The organism is Aquimarina gracilis (assembly GCF_035285365.1).
GTDB lineage: Bacteria > Bacteroidota > Bacteroidia > Flavobacteriales > Flavobacteriaceae > Aquimarina > Aquimarina gracilis.
In genome coordinates, this window is record NZ_JAYKLX010000013.1 from 34467 (window position 1) to 54554 (window position 20088).

Sequence of the window (20088 nt, forward strand, 5' to 3'; positions counted from 1 at the left end):
ATGCAAAAAACTTTGAAGCTTCACCTAAAAACTTAAACCTTTTAAGGCTGCAAATATCATAAAAAACTGTAAAGACATTTCTACCAAAAGCAAAAAATCTTGTTTTTTCAGTAACTTTAGACTCAATCTGTAGTCAAATACTACAAACTGGTTAATATTACCCATTATGTTTTCATTGTTTAGAGAGAATATCCGTATAGCTCTGGATTCGATCAAAGGTCAAGTTTTACGCACTGTTCTTACGGTACTAATAATCGCTATTGGAATAACAGCTCTTGTTGGGATTCTTACTTTTTTGGGGGCATTAGAAAAAACAATTACGGGCGATTTTGCATCAATGGGTTCTAATACCTTTAATATTCAGCGGTACGAATTCACTACGCGCAATAATCGAGAACGAGAAAAGATTAATCCCGTAATAAGCTATCGTAATGTAAAAGAATTTAGTGACCGTTTTCAATATCCCTATACCAAAACCTCTGTTTTCTTTACTGGCACCAGTAATGCCGAAGTAAAGTTCGAAAGTGAAAAAACCGACCCAGAAGCTCAAGTGGTAGGCGTAAATGAAAATTACCTCGAAAACACAGGAACAGGAATTGAAAAAGGAAGAAATTTTACATTTTTTGATATTGAAAACAACAATCATGTATGCCTACTTGGATCAGATTTTACCAAAAATTTATTTAAAAACACAAATCCGATTGGTAAAACGATAAGCATAAGAGGTGTAAAGTTTAAGGTAATTGGGCTTCTAGAAAGTAAAGGGGCTACCTTTAGAAACAATCAAGATTTAAAAGTACTTATCCCCCTACAAGTAGCCCGATCTATGTATACACTTCCCAATATCAATTACAATATAAGTGTAAAAGTAGACGACAAACAATTTTTGGAAGGAGCCCAGGATGAAGCCATTATAACTTTCAGAAACATAAGACGGTTAAACCCTATTGAAGAAAATAACTTTGGCTTAGAACGTAGCGATGATCTCATAAATCGTATCGCCAATATCACATCATATTTATATATAGCCGCCTGGATCATAAGTATCATTACAATATTTGGCTCTTCGATTGCTTTAATGAATATTATGTTGGTTTCGGTGACCGAGCGAACTCGGGAGATTGGAGTAAGAAAAGCCTTGGGTGCCAAACGCAACACCATTTCTGGACAATTCTTTATAGAAACCGTATTAATTGGTCAATTTGGAGGTGTTATAGGTATCATTTTGGGAATTGCCATAGGAGCAATAGCTGCTTCAATTTCTAATTTTGAATTTAGTGTACCCTGGCTAGCAATTTTTGCTGCAGTTGTAACCTCATTTTTAACCGCGGTAGTATCGGGTTTGTATCCCGCAGTAAAAGCAGCGAGACAGGACCCAATCGAATCTTTAAGATACGAATAGTTACTTGTTTTTATCCCTCATTTTGCTGAACTAAACGATCAAAATAATGATACAATTCTCCTTTGGTAATATTGGCACCTTGTTGTATCAATTTGAATTTATCAAGATTTCTATCATCACTATACGCTTTTGAAGCGTTATAAAAAACTACTTCATCATTTAGCAAATTGTCTCTTAACCAATTGTACCCTTCTTTGGTGGTAACATCAATAGTTTCATTATTTATCTTAATAGCGATTAGAGTCATTTGCTCACTTCCCAATTCGAATAAATGGATTTGATTTTTTGAAAAATGTTCTAAATATTGCGCCCCAGAAAGTACTTTTTCCCATACTAGATCACTAAAAATATCTATTTCTTCTTCAGCAACTTCTGGTTTGTTGGTTTTGATCTCATTCCACTCTGCAGCAGTTATAGATTGTGTTGCCAAAAAATTAATAAATTCCTGGTGTAATTCTTCTAGTTGTTCCTTGGAAAGCCTTTGATATTTCAACACTAATTATTTTTGATTAAAAATGGATGCAAAAATAAGTATAAAAGATGATTTAACTAGCATTAGTTTCTTTTAAGTTACTTGCATCCACCCTCAATTAAACAATACATAACCTTTTAAAAGTCAGTATATTTACAAGAACGCTAACATACTCTAAAATGAAATCATTAAAAATCCCCTTCATATTTACTTTTATCTTTTTATTATTAGGAAACATCACTTTAGCCATGGCTCAGAAACTATCTAAAAAAGAATCTAATCTTATCAAAACCATAGAACAAAACCATGAAGAAGCTATTATCTTCTTGGAGAAGATAGTGAATATCAATAGTGGAACTATGAATCATGAGGGTGTAAAAGAGGTAGGCATGGTATTTAAAGAACAATTTGAAACCATTAACTTCAAAACTCGTTGGATTGACATGCCCAAAGAGGTAAATCGAGCTGGCCATTTTTTTGCTGAGCAACAAGGAAAAAAAGGAAGAAAACTACTGTTAATTGGACACTTGGATACAGTTTTTGAAAAAGACAGCCCGTTTCAAGTATTTAAAAAAGATGGAGATATCGCTTATGGCCCTGGGACCAACGACATGAAAGGAGGAGACGTAATTATTCTCTTTGCTTTAAAAGCCCTATACCAAAATAAACTTCTAAGCGATGCGCAAATCATAGTGGCCTTTACTGGTGATGAAGAAAGCACAGGGAAGCCTATTGATATAAGCCGTAAAGACCTTATTGAAGCCGCAAAAAGAAGCGATGTAGCACTTGGTTTTGAAACATCAACTGGGTTCAATTATGCCACCGTGGCAAGAAGAGGATCTTCGGGTTGGGAACTCGAAGTAACTGGCAAGAGAGCACACTCCTCGGGAATCTTTAAAAAAAATGTAGGTGCCGGAGCAATATTTGAAGCTTCTCGTATATTAAACACTTTTTATACCGATGTAAAAGGAGAAGAATTTCTAACCTTTAATCCGGGAGTGATTTTAGGAGGAACAGATATCGAATTTGATAAAGAACAAAATACAGGTGAAGCTTTTGGAAAAAGCAATGTAGTTGCACAAAAAGTTGTTATAAAAGGTGGTTTACGTTTCATTTCGGAAGAACAAAAAGAAAATGCACGATTAAAAATGAAGAAAATTGTTGAAGACAATCTTCCTATCACCAGTGCAAAAATAAGTTTCAAAGATAGCTACCCGGCTATGCAACCTACAGAAGGAAATCTAAAACTTCTGGCTCTTTTAAATGAAGTAAGTCGCGATCTAAACCAAGGAGAGGTGAAAGCTTTTGATCCAGGTAAGCGAGGAGCGGCAGATACTTCATTTGTCGCTGAATACGTAGATTGTCTTGATGGATTAGGAACCATGGGAAAAGGAGCTCACACTCCAAATGAATTTGTAGACCTTAGCACTTTTCAAGATTTAACCAAACGTACAGCATTACTTATTTATAGATTAATCAATAAAAAAAGAGGCCTTGAATAGAGCCTCTTTTTTTACTTCTTAAAAAATACTTTTTAATTAAATATGTATCGTAACCCAAACTGCATTTGCCATCTAGATTGTAAGCTAGAATCACTAGTAAAAGTTTCTGTTACATTAGGATCAAAACTATACAAAGGTTCGTTCGTTACAGGATCCACAGAAACACCAATCAATTGATTAGCACGAGGCTCCTGAATTACTCCCCAATCAGAATTAATAAAATTACCGAAGTTTAAAATATCCAAACTAAACTGGATGGTATTTGTTTTTCCATTGGCCAACTGAAAGTTAAAATCCTGAAGTAATTTCAAATCTACACGACTTCTCCATGGTGCCAATGCGGCATAACGCTCGGCATACTCCCCTCGATTATCACTCAAATAATCATCTTGTTGGATATACGCTTCTAAAGCTTCTCTTTGAGCAGCCTCTGACACTCCTCTAGACTCATCAAAATTCATTTGCTCTATCTCTGCCGAAGTAGGGATATATAATAAATCGTTGTTTTGGAAAGAACTATCATTGTTTATATTACCTGCATACAAGTAATTGAACCTTCCTCCTTGCGCATATTCAAAGAACCCAGAAACTGTAGTTCCCCATTGCTTGTTTTTACCATAAGTCCAGTTTTTGGTTGCAATACCAATTATTCTATGCGTATCACCATATCTGGAATATGATAACACATCATCATTAGCATTACCCGAAATAGCATTAAAATCAAAGGCATCACCAGTAATTTCAGCTTCTATTGAGTTCACGTCTTTAGAGTTCAAATAGTTATAAGCAATACTGGCATACAGACCATTTTCAAAAGTCTTTTGAGCTTTAATGGTTGCATTCCATATTCTACCTTTATCAGAATTTGTAAAAACATATGCATTATTACCTTTATCACTAGCGGCATATACAGGTCTATTATCTACTCCGGCCAATGTTTCTGAAGGGTTTCTTAGACCCCAATTTTGTACATGAGCTGCATTAATATCTTTGGTATAAGAGATATCTCCTGTTAGGATAATACCATTTTCAAATCTGTGATCTGCTCCTATATTAGTTCTCCAAACTTGTGGCCATTTAAAATCTGGATCAACAATTTGATAGAAAAACACATCTACTCCTTGTACCTGGTTTCCTAGCCAAACAAAAGGAAAACGACCTGTAAAAATACCTGTTCCTCCACGAATTTGTGTTTTCGTTTCTCCTTTTACATCCCAATTGAATCCCAAACGAGGAGAAATAAGAAAATCGTTACTTGGAAGTGTTGTTGAACTCAATCTTACCGTTTCTCCAGTCTCGGGGTTGAAATAATCGATATCTGGAACATATGTACCCTTTCTATCTATATTTTCCTGAATTTTTTCATCAGTATCAAAATACAAAGGTTTATCAAAACGTATCCCTAATGTCAAATTAAAATCGTCTGTTACTTCCCATTTATCCTGAGCATAAAGTGCAAACTGCCCCACATTGGTTTCGGCTAACTGCCAGCCATTTGGATCACCTTCTCCAAATTGATTATTGTTATTAAATGTTTGAACGGCAGCTTGAATAGTATTATCTACCAATCCTCCGGGCTGTGCAAACGTAAGGAATTCATCTACAGAAGCAAATTGTGTATTAGGGGTATCTGGGTTATTATCCAGGTCCCAACCAAAAGTACCGCCATAAACACCTAGATTAAACGAATTTTTAAATCTAAACATTTCAAAAGAAGCTCCGGCAGTAATGGTATGCCTTCCTATGAAATAATTAAAATTATTGGTCGCTTGAATAACTCTTTGTTCTAATTTATTATTGATAGAAAATGGCTCGTGACCTGCTATTATATAATTACTCCCCGCTCCATCTTGAATAGTTATACTTGGGGCAGGTGTAGAAAACGGTGTCCTAAAGTCATCAAAAAAGGTATAACCAACTTGAAACTTGTTCGCTGCATTATCTCCAAAAGTCGAATTCACCTCTAATAAGAAAGAATTTATTCTATTATTAATCTCATAACCCGAATTCTGGAATTGAATTACTTGAGAATTAGGCCCTCTAATCCCTAAAGCTGTTGGGTGGGCTGGTTTTTCTTGCGAAGCATCCAGGAAATTGTAAATAAAGGCCAAACGATGGTCTTCATTAATATTCCAGTCCAATTTAAGAATACCTTTTGTAGAATTTGACTCATGCAAATATCCTTCAAAAGTTCCTGGCTCATAACCAAGTCCTCTTAGTGCGTCCTGTACTCGAATAAGATCACTTTCTAATACTCTAGATTCATTAATACCCTGTACACCATCCCCATTGTTTGCTACCCACGGAAATCCTAAATCTGTTCTCTGATCTTTTTCAAAGTTTGCAAAAAAGAACAGTTTATTTTTAATAATTGGCCCTCCAATACTAAACCCGAACTGCGTTTGTTCTAATTCGGGCACAAATATATCATCACCTTTTACTTTACTTCCCGTTAAATTATCATCTCGGTAAAAAGTATAGGCTGTACCTTTAAACTCATTGGTTCCACTTTTGGTTACGGCATTTACTGCAGCTCCAGTAAATCCAGATTGTGTAACATCGTAAGGTGCTGTCGATACCTGGATTTGATCTATCGCATCTAATGATATAGGTTGAGCATTTGTTTGTCCTCCTGGTGTAGCTGCATCCAAACCAAATGGATTATTAAAAATAGATCCATCTAAGCTAAAATTATTAAATTGATCATTTCTTCCTCCGAAAGAATTTCCACTAGCAGTCGGTTCTAAACGAGTAAAGTCTTGTGCAGACCTTGAAATCGTAGGTAATGATTTTAACTCTCTTCTACCAACACTAGTTTCTGCACCTGTTCGTTCACTACCAAAAGTAGAACTCTTGTTTGAAGTAATAACAACCTCTTCTAGTTGATTATCTTCTTCTACCATTACGACATCCAGGTTAAATGTTTGTCCTAATTGAAGATATACATCATCTACAAGTTGTTTTTTAAACCCTACATAACTTATCGTAATTCTATAAGGCCCTCCTACTCTAAGGTTAACTAAAGAAAACCTTCCGTCAAAATTAGTAATACCCCCATACGTAGTGCCTGTTGGCGTATGCACAGCCTTGATATTGGCACCTGGTAGCAACTGATTTGCATTATCATAAACCACCCCCGAAATATTCGAAGTTGTTACCTGAGCATTAGTAATAAATCCTGCTACTATCAAAAATGATAATAATATGAGTTTTTTCATATAAATGATTTTGTAAGATAATTGTACGTTAATTCCTTGTAAAATTAAAACAAAAAATCGCTCTAATGAGCGATTTTTCTTTATGTTATAAAACAGTTATCAACTGTATTTAAGCCTATTTTGCTTGAGCTACAATTTCGAAAGCAACCGGAGTAATAACTTCTCTGTGTAAACGAACAGAAGCTTCATACTGTCCCAAACGCTTGATTGTACCTCCAGGAACGGTTATAAATTTCTTTTCTAACTCTACACCTTCTTTTGCAATTGCTTCAGCTACATCAGCATTAGAAACAGATCCAAATAATTTATCCCCAGTTCCTACTTTTGCTGCGATTTTAATTTCAAAACCTCCAAGTTTCTTTGCAAGTTTCTGAGCGTCCTCAATATCTTTCTTTTCTTTGAAAGCACGTTGCTTTAATGTTTCAGCAAGTACCTTTTTAGCAGAAGGAGTTGCTAAAACAGCTAACCCTTGAGGAATCAAATAGTTACGTCCATAACCATTCTTCACCTCTACTACATCGTCTGCGAATCCTAGATTCTCAACGTCACTCTTTAATATTAGTTCCATAATGTTACGACGAAATTTTATTTTAATAAATCACCAACATATGGCATTAATGCCAAGTGTCTTGCTCTTTTAACAGCAACACTTACTTTACGTTGGTATTTTAATGAAGTTCCTGTTAAACGACGAGGTAGTAATTTACCTTGCTCGTTTACAAATGCCATTAAAAAATCAGGATCCTTATAATCAATATATTTAATTCCAGATTTTTTGAAACGACAATACTTCTTATTCTTTGTTGTATCTATATTAAGAGGAGTAAGATATCTGATCTCTCCATCTTTTTTACCTTTTGCTTGTTGTTCTATAGATGACATAATTAAGCTTTTTGTTTGTTTCTATTTCTTCTTTTCTCTGCCCAAGCAATTGCATGCTTATCGAGACGAACGGTAAGATATCTCATGATACGTTCATCTCTTCTGAACTCAACTTCTAAAGCATTAATAGCTTCACCAGGTACCTGGAATTCAAACAAGTGATAAAAACCACTTTTCTTGTGTTGGATCGCATAAGCAAGCTTCTTAAGCCCCCAATCCTCTTTTGATATCATCTTGGCACCGTTAGAAACAAGAATGTCTTCGTATTTCTTAACTGTTTCCTTTATCTGGTCATCAGATAAAACGGGATTCAAGATGAAAACAGTTTCATAATGATTCATAAAATCTATTTTTAATTAAAATTGGCTGCAAAAGTAATACTATTTTTTTGATTTTCAAACCCAAAAAACATACTTATTTATGCCACAGACATCAGCGAAATACACAATTAAATACTAGTAGCTATTAAATAAAAGCAAAAATCAATCTATAAAAATTTGTTAATACTTCTTATGAAAATGACAATTATAAGTAATCAAAAAGCAGCAATGAAGTCATTGTAAAATAAGGTTTTACGACATAAAAAATGAGCAAAAATGACATTACTGCTTAACGTCACACCTCGACGAAACACTATTTTTATCGACAAAAAGCCAAAATTCCTTGTGGGAATAATATATATTCATTAATATTGTATTAGAATATATAACACTAAACAAGTGGAACAATCTCAATTAAAATGTGCGGTGGTAGATGATTCCCGCCTTCAAAGACTAGCAATAGTTAAGCTTATAGATGAACATTCTTCATTAGAATTAGTGGCTGAATGGAATAATGCTATTGAGACTAAAAATGGTTTATTGGATACCAAGGTGGATTTATTATTCTTGGATATCGAAATGCCAATTCTTACGGGTTTTGATCTTTTGGATGACCTTGAAAACAAGCCTCATATCATATTTGTTACAGGAAAAACTAAATATGCTTTTAAAGCATTTGATTATGATGCCGTTGATTATTTAAGAAAACCACTAAAAAAGGACCGTTTTAATGCTGCTGTTGAAAAAGCATTAAGTATGTCTCGTATCGGGACCGAAGGAGCTGCCGTAGAAGATGACGATTATATATTTGTTAAGAGTAATCTCAAAAAACGTAAAATCTTCCTTAGTCAACTAAAATATGTTGAAGCATTGGGAGATTATGTAAAGTTAATTATGGAGGAAGGTGATCCTATCGTAGTATTGGCTACAATGAAGTCTTTTGAGGCACAATTGCCAAGCGATCGATTTTTAAGAATCCATAAGTCATATATTGTAAATCTTGATAAGGTTGAACGATACAACAGTCGTAATATAGAAATTGCTGATGAAAAAATTCCTTTAAGCAGACATAAAAAGCACTCTTTGATAGAAGCTTTGAACGGCTAATAATTATCCACATTTATTATTATGCGAACTCCAGAGAATTCTTTTATACTTTTAAAAGAGTTATGGATTCTTTTTATAACCTCTTTTGTTTTGGCTAGAGACTGTTTTTGTGGTATTTTGATTAAAATATTTTTATGATATTGATTTCTAATTCTCGAAATCGGAGGAAACTCAGGACCCAACACATTTTCGGCAAAAACATTTCTTAAAGATTTAACCAACCAGTTCATAGCATCATTTACTTTGTTATAATCCTTATGTTTTCCTGTGATTTTAACAATCCTAAAAAAGGGAGGGTATTTATATTGATGCCTTTCTTCAATTTGATCCTTATACATCCCAAGGTAATCATTTACAGAAACTTGCTGAAGGATTTGATGAAACGGGTTATACGTCTGAATTAGTACCTTACCTCTTTTTTGTGTCCTTCCTGCCCGACCAGATACTTGTTGCATTAATTGAAAACTTCTTTCATGAGCCCTAAAATCAGGGAAATTGAGTAGATTATCTGCATTCATTATTCCAACCAAACTCACATTTCTAAAATCTAATCCTTTTGAGAGCATTTGAGTACCTACCAGAATATCGATTTCACCATTTTCAAAACGATTAATTATCCTTTCATATCCGTGTTTGCCACGTGTGGTATCCTGGTCCATCCTACCTATAGTATGTTCGGGAAAAAGTTCTTCCAATTCCTTTTCTATCTGTTCTGTTCCGAAACCCTTGGTAGATAATTCCGAGCTACCACATGCCATACACTGCTGAAGCATCGCTATAGTATAACCACAATAATGACATCGCAATTGATTTCTATGACTATGAAAAGTAAGACTTACGTCGCAGTTTGGACATTGTGGTGAGTGACCACAAGTATTACACTCTACAACCGGTGAATACCCTCTTCGGTTCTGAAAAAGAATAACTTGTTCTCCTTCCTTAAGCGCATGTTGGATGCCTTCCAGCAAAGTATCACTAAAATGCCCGGTCATTTCTCTTTTCTTGTACTTGGTTTTTATATCTACCAAGTTAATTTCTGGCATCAAAACATTACCAAATCGCCGAGTCAACTCAACAAGACCATATTTTTCACTCTTAGCATTATAGTAGGTTTCAAGTGCCGGAGTCGCCGAGCCCAATAATACTTTAGCAGAAAACATTTTTGCCAAAACTATTGCAGTATCTCTTGCATGATATCTTGGTGCTGGGTCATATTGCTTAAACGTACTTTCATGCTCCTCATCTACGATGACCAACCCTAAATCAACAAAAGGAAGAAATATTGCAGATCTCGCCCCTATTATTATTTGTGCTTTGTTTTTTTTATTCTTTACGTTATTCCACGCTTCTACCCTTTCGTTTACCGAATACTTGGAATGGTAGACCGTAAGTTTTTCACCAAAATACTCCTGCAATCTAGCAATAAGCTGTGTTGTTAAAGCAATTTCGGGAAGTAGATATAACACCTGTTTCTCTTCTTGAATTGTTTTTTCTATAAGCTGCACATAGATTTCAGTCTTACCAGAAGAGGTTACACCATGTAACAAACACACTTCTTTTTCTAGAAATGAGTCATTTATCTCATCTAAAGCTTTGTTTTGATATGTATTCAGTTCTTTGGTTTCAACCTTTTGTTCTCCCTCATATTGTACTCTATCTGTTTGTAAGTTGTATTCCAGAAGAATATTTTTATCTATTAATGTTCTAATAACGGCAGAAGAACTATTAGATTTCTTAACGAGCTCTTCTACTTTGACTGGCTTATTAGAATTTGCTTGAAGCATAAACAATTGCATTAACGCCTCCCGCTGCTTTGGAGCTCTGGTCATCGAATCCAGCAACAAACGCAATGCTCCTTCTTCGCTATAATTAGAGTGTAACTTTACATATCGAACCAACTTAGGTTTATATTGCTCATAAATCTCCTCTTGAACTGTAATCACATCTTTTTCCAGCAATCTTTTTATTACAGGAAGTACATTTTTCTTACTTACAATATTCATTACTTCCTGGATGCGAAGTAAGCTTTGATGTTGCAAGGCTTCATAAATCATGAATTCGTCATCTTTAAGTACGGATTCATTGACCTTTGTTTGTTCATTTTTAAAGATAATGGTTTCACTTTCTAATAAAAATGCACTTGGTAATGCCGCTCTCATCACTTCACCACGGGTACACATATAATATTGTGCAATCCAGGACCAAAGTTCTAGTTGGGAATCTGTAACTATCGGAGATTCGTCTAGTATATGCTCTATTTCCTTAGCCTCATAAATTTGTGGCGGATTTTGATGAATCTTACTCACCAACGCCGCATAAACCTTAGTCTTTCCAAATTGAACTGCGACGCGCATTCCGGGTTTTAAGAATGCTGCCTCATTTTTGTTAATGCTATAAGTAAACTCTTTATCGAGCGGTACAGGAAGGATTACATCTATAAAATATGGCATTATCGTAACTAATGAAAAGCAGAAAAAAAGATTCTTTGAAACAAAAATACAAGTTTAACTGAAAGAACAGGGTGTAATTTGAACAATAAAAAAGTCTGGTAACTGAAGTAACCAGACTTTTATATATTATTTATACAATATTACTCTGTCAATCCAAGCATCCCTCCTTTAATAATTTGGCAAGCGGGCTCATGACCTAACCAAATCTTAAACAATGCATATTTGAAATCTCTGCCTTTAATAAATCCCAGTTCTTTTCCATTTTTATAGGTCTTAATCCCCTTACCTTTTAGGTATACCAAATCATAAAAGTCATTGATTTGCATTGGGGAATTAAACAACTTTAAAAAATCCTCGATTCTTGCATCAAGACTCTGGGTATTTCCAAACATAGCATCATCAAATCCTTTTCTAAATACTTTGATCATTCTTTCATTGGTTACCTTTTTTGAAGCAATGTTAAGTCTAATCGCCATTGTTTCGTCTGAATCAAGAACCTTTTTATCGTTTGTATACTTATTCTTGGTATATAGGGTACCCGAATATGTTTTAAATGATAGTACTTTTCTCATTGCACCACCATTAAATGTTAATTCTTCTCCTTCGAACGTAATTTTTTCTGGAACGACAATATCTCCAATCCTTATCTGGGCAGTAGATAAATTAGAAACAATTAATAAAATTAGTAGGGTAATTATTCTTTTCATGGTTTAGTTTTTTAAAGATTACTAGAGATTAGTTCAATAATCTTTAAAAAACTAACACTAAAAAAATGTTAAAATACATTTTTGGACAAAATTACGGCCAATGTCAATATGCAATTTTACATTCTTATCCATTGTTGTGTTCTATACAAAAATGCTATATATCCTCTTACATTTAATATTTTGGGATCACCCTCATCAACCCATATTTTACATCGATAAACTTTACCATTTTCGGGATCCAGGATAGTTCCATCTTCATATTCCTTACCGTCTTTTTCTAGTCCTTTTATGATCACCATACCTTCAATAGGTTTATTGTGATCATTCCCTTTACACTCTTCACAAAGGTTACCTCTTTCTGCCTCATCAAGGATACGCTCTATTTTACCAAAAATCTTATCTCCATTTTTATAGATCTCTACAATGGATCTTTCTTTACCTGTATTATCATCGATAGTCTTCCATTTACCTAGTACTTCTTCTTGCGCATTAACAGTTCCTGTAATTACGAATACCGCTATAAAAATTATTCTAAAAAAATTCATAGTAACAAACAATTTGTTTTAAAAGATTAAACATAAAATTAGGATAAAAAAAGCTACCTGATATTAATCCTCAGATAGCTTTCGATACTATAATATTTTGAAATACCGAGATTATTGTAATCCCAACATTCCTTTTTTCAAAGGTTCACTTGCTGGTTCATCTCCTAACCAAATTTTAAACAATGCATATTTAAAATCACGTCCTTCGATAACACCTAGTTCTTTATCATTTTTATAGGCCTTAACTCCTACTCCTTTCACGTATACCAAATCAAATATATCGTTCTTCACAATAGGTTCTGAAAAGAATTTTATAAACTTAGTTATTCTTTCATCTAAAGCTTTTGTATTCCCAAAAGTAGCTTTACCAAAACCATCTTTTACCGCTTTGATCATCTTCTTTTGAGTAACAAATCCCGAAACAATATTAAGTTTTATTGCCATGGTCTCATCGGCATCCAATATCTCTTTAGGATCCTTGCTTTTGTTTTGTAAATAAAGCCCTCCTGCATACAAATCAATCCACAGCATTTCTCTCAATCCTGCTCCGTTTAATTTGAGATCAGTATCTGCAAAAGTTTGTTCATAAGGCAACACTGCTTTACTACCAACTCTAATCTGTGCAGTAGCAGAGGTTAGTGCCATTAGCGCTACCAATACTAATGTAATTTTCTTCATTATTAAATAAGGTTTATTTGGGGTGGATTAATACTTCATTTTATTATTTTCCAAGCTCGCAAATATAGAAAAATATTATGCACGCACAACATTATGAGATATGTTCACATTATTTACAATACAAAAATACAATTATATCTTATTGATTAATAATCCCCTAGCAATTCTTTTTTAAGTCCTTTATCAGCTGGTTTGCTTCCTAACCAAATATTAAATAGAGCTTCTTTAAAATCCAAACCTATTATGTATCCCTTTTCTTCTCCATTTTTATAAAGAACACTTCCTTTTCCCTTTTCATATACGATATCATACACCTGATCAACTTCGATTTCATCTTTTATAAAACCTACAAACTTATCGATTCGCTCTTGGTAAGGTTTTAGGTTACCATTTGTAGATTTTTCAAAACCTGCTCTTAGGGCACCTTCCATTTTATTTCTTGACATTAATCCAGAGACAATATGCAATTTGATCGCCATAGTCTCATCGGCTTTAGCAATAGCACTAGCATTATCACTTTTTTTCTTGAGATAAAGTCCGCCAGCATAGATATCGATAAATATTTTTTCTCTTAAACCATAACCATTTATGGATAATGTTTCTCCATTAAAAGATACAGTTTTAGGTAATACAGCATCTCCTACTTCTATTTGTGCTTGAACTGATATTGCTGAAATAAATACAAAAAGTAATACGCTTAGTTTTTTCATTTTAATATAATAGTTTAATGTTTGTGTTAATAATTAATTTATGTGTCAAAATTTTTTCTTAATTGATTTAATGATGCATTTAGCTCAAATCCCAACAGTAACAAATTGGCATTAAGCCAGATGTAAAGCATCAATATTAGAACGGCTCCAATAGAGCCATATAATTTATTATAGTTCGAAAAGTTATCAATATAAATTCCAAATAAATAGGTGGTTATGATGATCAACAATGTCGTCATAAATGCTCCCGGTGAAAAGAACTTATTTTGTTTTCCTTCTGAGGTGCCAAAATAAAATAATGTTGCTATGATTACAAATATCATGAACACAAATAATGAATATCTTCCTACTGTTAACCAGAAAAGTGTATCATCTACCACTCCTATTTCGTTTAAATTATTTACCAAATAGGTAAAATATAATGTTCCTATAACCGTAATTAACAATAACGATGCCACGATTATAGAAACCCCCAAGGCCACAATATACTGCCGAACAAAATTTCTATTTAAATTTACGTGATAAGAGTACTCAAAACCAGAAAACACGGCATTGATCCCGTTGGTCATAAACAAGATTGAAAGAATAAAAACTGTGGACAATAATCCTCCTCTCGGATTGGAAGCTATATCTTCAAAGATTACCGAAAAAAACTCTGAAGTCTGAGTTGGTAATGCACTATTAATAAATTCGAAAAAGTTTTTTTCAAAATTATCTATTGGCACATAGGGAATTAGATTTAATAAAAATAGAAGAAATGGAAAAATCGAAAGAAAAAAACTCCATGAAATAGCACTTGCTCTTGCCGAAAACGTACCCTTTATAATACCAGTAACATAAATTTCAATCAAATCATATAGCGATAGCCCTTCAAAACCGGGAAGAATAATTTTCTTTCCTAGTTTCACCAAAAGACTGATTACAGGGATTTTATTAAGCTTATCTTCTATAACTTTGGTCATATTTATACCGCTTTCAAGCTTAAATCAAGATTATGTACAGAATGTGTTAATGCTCCACTACTTATGTAATTCACACCACATTCGGCATATTTGCGAACGGTTTTTTCATTAATTCCTCCGCTAGATTCTGTTAAACACGTATCTCCAATTAATTCTACCGCCTTTCGAGTATCTTCATAATTAAAGTTGTCAATTAAGATTCTATAGACTCCTGGTGTTTTGAGAATCTCCTTTATTTCTTCAAGATCTCGTGCTTCAACAATAATTTTAAGATCAAGGTTATTATCCAAAAGATACTTTTTGGTTTTTTCTATAGCTTTCGTAATACCCCCTGCAAAATCTATATGGTTGTCTTTCAGCATAATCATGTCATATAGTGCGAATCGATGATTTTCTCCTCCTCCAATTTTTACTGCCCATTTTTCTAAGGCGCGAATCCCAGGAGTAGTTTTTCGGGTATCAAGGATTTTGGTATCTGTGCCCTCGAGAAGTTTTACAAAATGATTTGTTTTGGTAGCAATAGCACTCATTCTTTGCATCGCATTAAGTACAAGTCTTTCGGCTTTGAGAATAGATTGTGAACTTCCCGAAACATAAAAAGCAACATCACCATATTTAACAGAGGCTCCATCCTTTATACGCACATCAATCATCATTTCCGGGTCCACGTAATTAAATACTTTCTTGGCAAACTCAACTCCAGCTAAAATACCTTCATCTTTTACCAAAAGTTTTGCTTTCCCGGTTACGGTTTTGGGAATACAAGCCAATGAACTGTGATCTCCATCTCCGACATCTTCACGAATCGCATTAGCAATTATTAAATCAATTTCTTTATTGAATTGAGCTTCACTAATCATATTGAATGGTTATTTTTGCTAATGTAAAAAAAGAAGTCGGAAGTACGAAGTAGGAAATAAGAGGTATTTATGTTTAATACTACTACTGCGCAGAAGTTTTGTCCTTTTTTGAAACAATCTTTATAAAAATGAATATTAAATTACTCGCTATTGGAAAAACCGATAACAAACAATTGGAGGACCTTATCAACAACTATATCAAACGATTAGGTTTTTACATCAGATTTGATTTTGAAATCATTCCGGACATAAAAAAAGCGAAAAACCTTAGTGAGTCACAACAAAAAGAAAAAGAAGGAAAATTAATTTTAAACAAAATTGAAAATTCAGACTTATTGATTCTTTTGGACGAAAATGGGAAACAATATGATTCAATTGGGTTTTCAGACATGTTACAAAAACATATGAATAGCGGTGTAAAACGACTGGTTTTTGTAATTGGAGGACCTTATGGTTTTGATTCACAAGTTTATCAGCAAGCGAATAGCAAAATATCTTTATCAAAAATGACATTTTCTCATCAAATGATACGCCTATTTTTTGTTGAGCAATTGTATCGAGGTTTTACCATATTAAAAAATGAGCCTTATCATCACAGATAGGCTCATTCTTTATTTTATTTATCCTTTGATTAATATTTTATTTGGTCTACCAGAAATCATAATGTTATAGTAACCAGCCTCCAAATCTATAATCGATATCCTTTCCTCTTCTTGATTAGCTATTGATGTTTTCACTACTTTACCTAAAAGGTCTGAAATAATTATTTTATCTCCTTTTTTAATTCCAGATATGTTTACATATTCTGTAGCTGGGTTGGGATACAACTTTAGATTCTCTTCTAATTTATCAGTACCCGAAATTCCCTCTTTTATTTTAGAATCAGAAGATGGAACAATCTTCCATTTTTGATTGAAATTAGATGAATCAAAACTCCATAATTGAACATTTGCATTATTAAACCCTCCTTCTCGATCTAATGCTTTTTCCAGGCAATGCATTGGTTTAAAAACAAAATAACCATCATCGACTGCAACTATTTTCCATTTTTGATGATCATCATTAGCACTTGTCCATGACATTACATTGGCCCGGTTATTACATCCTGCATCTCTAACCTCAAGATATCGATTATACGCCTCATCCTGGATAGTATATACATTATCTCCTAAATGTTTTAGTGTCCATTTTTGATTATTGCCATCTCTAGCTGCATACATTCTTGCATTATAATTTTCCCACCATCTCGAGATAAGTCTTTGATTTGAAATTGGTGAGACAATATAGTAAGTACCGTCTTCTATTAGTTGTAAAGGTCCTACTGTCACTCCCGTAAATTCCACTCTATAAATAGCTTCTTGCCAAGTAGTGCCTACCGGACGTATATAGGCCTTATAGAAATATCCATCTCCCTGTTCTGGTATGCTTTCCAATGATACAATCACATTTTTTCTACCCGTACCAGAAGACACTTGTTCTACTTTTTCACCTAACCATCGATCTGAAGCCCAAAATTCGACAACAATTTCCCGATCGGTTGTCGCCGTATAGTCTATGATAAATTCATACGAATTTTGAGGAGCTAAACTTAAAAGAGGATTTACAAAAGCCACTTCGTCATTAATAGCATCGATTACTAAAACATCTCGATATTCCACTCTATGAATTGCTTCTTGCCAAGTGGTGCCTACCGGACGTATATAAGCTTTATAAAAAAATCCAGATCCAGGTGTTGGGGGATTTGATAGTGTAACCGTTATCGATTGTGTACCTTCTCCTTTTGTAACCCGACTAGTATTCTCTCCCAGCCATCTATCTGGAGCCCAAAATTCTACAACAATCTCTCGATCTTCAGCTGCACTATAATCTATATTAAATGTATACGAGATCTGAGACTGAATAACATCCGAAGCATTATTAAAGGCTACTTCTTCTATGATTTCATGGTCAGAATGGTCACTCACATTTTTGATAATAGTCGCCATTCGATTTCTCTCGTTGGCAGAACTTCTATCTGTCCAGGACCAAACCAAAGAACCTGCCCATTTTCTGTCCACCAACGTAGTACCTAGATCTACCGCAGGTATAGTATTAAGATTATGGTCACTATCACCTCCTTGCTGATTAAAGAAGAGATTATCCGGGTAATATTCACCTATAATGGCTTGTTTATCGATTTTGTTTGCATCATAATCATTATGAAACGGAGAGCCTTTGGAACGTGCCCAATTGTAATAATGAATATTATAGAAATCCAAATATCCTTGATCATCGTTTCCTTGAAAAATCAGATTCGCATCAGAATACGCATTCCAAAACCCTTTGGAACTATCCTCTACATTAGTGAGAAACCCTAAAGCACCGTTTGTGATCTTTACATTGGGTTGTGCACGTCTAATTGCACCAGCCGTTTTATTAACAAAACGTTGGATATCCTGCATAGTAACTTTTTCTTTAAACCCTGGCCAGTGACTAGCATATTCGTTGGTCATTCCTTCGGGTTCATTAAAAATTTCCCATGCAAATAGTGCGGAATGATTTCCTATATAATTAACAAGAGGCAATAATGCATTGTCAATGTACGCCCTAGTATAAGTATCCTGAGTAAGTAACTTTTTATTAGCAAAGGCATCAACCCCCCATTGATCTTTAAGCATATCAAATGACCAAAGACAAATCTGCACTTTGAGTCCCTTTTCTTGAGCTAAGTCCAATATTTTTTTTACATCTTCGTGAAAGAATAAAGGATTTTGAGTCACTTTTTGATCACTATCAAAAACGGGGTTCGTAGAGCCATTGGTATGATACCACCATCGCACTACATTACCCCCTTGCTGTTTCACAAAATCCATTACTTCGGCAAACTTATCCAGATCGGGGTGATATTGATTACTAGAAAAAAAAGGGTCAACCCCAACGTCTCTTCCATACTCAATCCAGGCAAGGTTGATTCCGTTAATAAACGAAATCCCATCAACTCCTTTGGTTTGTTTAGGTTTATCTTTCAAGGTTACTTTTTGATTTTGATTAGTTTTTTCAAAATAAGTTTTAAGATACTCTAAATTAGATCGGTCCTGATTAATTTTTTGAAAATCTTCTTTATAATTAGGGTAATTATCCCATGGTTTTTGGGATCTTTGGGCAAAAGCATGTACAGAAAAAATAAGGCAAATTAGTGTGATTAGTTTTTTCATTGTGTGGTTTATTTAAATTGGTTCTTATATATAACGAACATTCTATGGAATATTTTGGTTTTTGATACTAAGAAGTTCTTATTTGAGCATATTTATCCAATGAATTCCTTTACTATCAAGGGTTGTAAATGAGTCCAAAAATCAGTTTTAATTATTACATTTGCTCACTAATCAACTAATCCTCTATGCTATCTTACCTAAAGCTTATAAAAATTGATAATTTATTAATTATTGCGCTTGCACAACTATGCATCAAATATGGACTTTTCGAACCTTTTGGAGTAGCCATTACTCTTAGCAATTTTGGAATTGCCCTGTTGGTTATTGCTACTATTTCTATTGGGGCAGCGGGAAATATTATTTTGAGGATTTACGACCAAGAAGGAAATAATCTTTTACGTTCTTCTATTACAGAAAAATCAGCAAATCGATTATTTATTATTTTTAATGCTATAGGTGTCCTCATTGGGTTTTATTTAGCCAACCTTATTGGAAAACCTGGTTTTGCTGCCCTTTTTATCCTAGTTTCTGGTATTTTCTACATCTATGCTTCTTACTTAAAGGAAATTTTAGTGGTTAAAAATATCATAATCGCAATATTAGCGGCATTAAGCCTAATTGTGGTAGGTATTTTTGATTTACTTCCGGCAATCACCGAAAAAAATAGAGAATCGCAAACGGTTATATTTTCTATTATTTTAGATTACTCGGTTTTTGCTTTTTTGATTGTGTTATTAAGAGAAATTGTAAAAGACTGTTTGAATATGGATCGAGACCATAATACAGGGCTGAAAACTATTCCGATAGTTTATGGCAAAAGTAGAACAATTAAGCTCGTTGGAGGAGCGGCCATCATACCAATAGCAGCAATAATTTATTACATCTACACATATCTTTTCTCAAATACGCAGGCGGTTATCTTTGTATTAATACTTCTTATTGGTCCACTTATTTATTTTATGATTAGAAGTTTTACCGCAGAATCAGAAAAGCATATTATTATTTTAAAACACCTTTTAAAAGTGATCCTCATAGCTGCCTCTTTATCCTTGTTATTGTATCAATTCATTCTAAAATAA

At 33.9% G+C, this 20088-nt stretch carries 18 protein-coding genes; 5 read left to right on the plus strand and 13 right to left on the minus strand.

Features of this window, described 5'->3' with window-relative positions; genetic code table 11:
• Positions 1-166 precede the first annotated feature (166 nt).
• A complete protein-coding gene (locus U6A24_RS22580; RefSeq protein ID WP_324182302.1) occupies positions 167-1402 on the plus strand; it encodes an ABC transporter permease in 1236 nt (411 codons plus the stop codon).
• A 10-nt stretch (positions 1403-1412) separates the two neighbouring features.
• Here the strand turns inward: U6A24_RS22580 and U6A24_RS22585 are convergent, their stop codons facing one another.
• Entirely contained in the window at positions 1413-1895 is a 483-nt protein-coding gene (locus tag U6A24_RS22585) for a DUF6495 family protein (protein WP_324182303.1), read from the minus strand.
• Between the two features lie 158 nt (positions 1896-2053).
• On the opposite strand from U6A24_RS22585, the gene U6A24_RS22590 reads away from it, so the two are divergent.
• Positions 2054-3376, plus strand: a complete 1323-nt coding sequence (locus U6A24_RS22590; RefSeq protein ID WP_324182304.1) for a M20/M25/M40 family metallo-hydrolase — start codon at positions 2054-2056, stop codon at positions 3374-3376.
• A 32-nt stretch (positions 3377-3408) separates the two neighbouring features.
• On the opposite strand, the gene U6A24_RS22595 is transcribed toward U6A24_RS22590, so the two are convergent.
• The 4 genes from U6A24_RS22595 to rpsF all read right to left on the minus strand — a co-directional run bounded on the left by U6A24_RS22595 (position 3409) and on the right by rpsF (position 7817).
• A complete protein-coding gene (locus tag U6A24_RS22595) occupies positions 3409-6594 on the minus strand; it encodes an outer membrane beta-barrel protein (RefSeq protein WP_324182305.1) in 3186 nt (1061 codons plus the stop codon).
• Between the two features lie 115 nt (positions 6595-6709).
• A complete protein-coding gene (rplI, locus tag U6A24_RS22600) occupies positions 6710-7162 on the minus strand; it encodes a 50S ribosomal protein L9 (RefSeq protein ID WP_324182306.1) in 453 nt (150 codons plus the stop codon).
• 17 nt (positions 7163-7179) lie between these two features.
• Complete coding sequence (rpsR, locus tag U6A24_RS22605) at positions 7180-7479, minus strand: 30S ribosomal protein S18 (RefSeq protein ID WP_201918229.1); 300 nt, start codon at positions 7477-7479, stop codon at positions 7180-7182.
• Entirely contained in the window at positions 7479-7817 is a 339-nt protein-coding gene (rpsF, locus tag U6A24_RS22610; protein ID WP_324182307.1) for a 30S ribosomal protein S6, read from the minus strand. The genes rpsR and rpsF overlap by 1 nt, the downstream gene beginning before the upstream one ends.
• A gap of 378 nt (positions 7818-8195) precedes the next feature.
• Here rpsF and U6A24_RS22615 point away from each other — a divergent pair, with 378 nt between their 5' ends.
• Positions 8196-8903, plus strand: coding sequence for a LytR/AlgR family response regulator transcription factor (locus U6A24_RS22615; RefSeq protein WP_324182308.1), 708 nt, complete (start codon positions 8196-8198; stop codon positions 8901-8903).
• Here the strand turns inward: U6A24_RS22615 and priA are convergent.
• From priA to nadC, 7 genes are all read right to left on the minus strand, one after another.
• Positions 8900-11353, minus strand: coding sequence for a replication restart helicase PriA (gene priA, locus U6A24_RS22620; protein WP_324182309.1), 2454 nt, complete (start codon positions 11351-11353; stop codon positions 8900-8902). The two genes, U6A24_RS22615 and priA, sit on opposite strands and share 4 nt — an antisense overlap.
• Positions 11354-11493: 140 nt before the next feature.
• Positions 11494-12060 (minus strand): chalcone isomerase family protein, encoded by a 567-nt coding sequence (locus U6A24_RS22625; RefSeq protein ID WP_324182310.1) that lies wholly within the window; start codon positions 12058-12060, stop codon positions 11494-11496.
• Positions 12061-12176: 116 nt separating this feature from the next.
• Entirely contained in the window at positions 12177-12605 is a 429-nt protein-coding gene (locus U6A24_RS22630; protein ID WP_324182311.1) for a DUF2147 domain-containing protein, read from the minus strand.
• 111 nt (positions 12606-12716) lie between these two features.
• A complete protein-coding gene (locus U6A24_RS22635) occupies positions 12717-13283 on the minus strand; it encodes a chalcone isomerase family protein (protein WP_324182312.1) in 567 nt (188 codons plus the stop codon).
• 146 nt (positions 13284-13429) lie between these two features.
• Positions 13430-13993: a chalcone isomerase family protein gene (locus U6A24_RS22640; RefSeq protein ID WP_324182313.1), complete on the minus strand. Its 564-nt coding sequence runs from the start codon at positions 13991-13993 to the stop codon at positions 13430-13432.
• Positions 13994-14031: 38 nt separating this feature from the next.
• A complete protein-coding gene (locus U6A24_RS22645; RefSeq protein ID WP_324182314.1) occupies positions 14032-14955 on the minus strand; it encodes a YihY/virulence factor BrkB family protein in 924 nt (307 codons plus the stop codon).
• 2 nt (positions 14956-14957) lie between these two features.
• Positions 14958-15815, minus strand: coding sequence for a carboxylating nicotinate-nucleotide diphosphorylase (gene nadC, locus U6A24_RS22650; protein WP_324182315.1), 858 nt, complete (start codon positions 15813-15815; stop codon positions 14958-14960).
• A 128-nt stretch (positions 15816-15943) separates the two neighbouring features.
• Here nadC and rlmH point away from each other — a divergent pair, with 128 nt between their 5' ends.
• Positions 15944-16417 carry a 23S rRNA (pseudouridine(1915)-N(3))-methyltransferase RlmH gene (rlmH, locus tag U6A24_RS22655; RefSeq protein WP_324182316.1) on the plus strand — a complete coding sequence of 158 codons (474 nt, stop codon included), beginning with the start codon at positions 15944-15946 and terminating at the stop codon, positions 16415-16417.
• Between the two features lie 18 nt (positions 16418-16435).
• On the opposite strand, the gene U6A24_RS22660 is transcribed toward rlmH, so the two are convergent.
• A complete protein-coding gene (locus U6A24_RS22660; protein WP_324182317.1) occupies positions 16436-19009 on the minus strand; it encodes an RICIN domain-containing protein in 2574 nt (857 codons plus the stop codon).
• A 185-nt stretch (positions 19010-19194) separates the two neighbouring features.
• On the opposite strand from U6A24_RS22660, the gene U6A24_RS22665 reads away from it, so the two are divergent.
• A complete protein-coding gene (locus U6A24_RS22665; protein WP_324182318.1) occupies positions 19195-20088 on the plus strand; it encodes a geranylgeranylglycerol-phosphate geranylgeranyltransferase in 894 nt (297 codons plus the stop codon).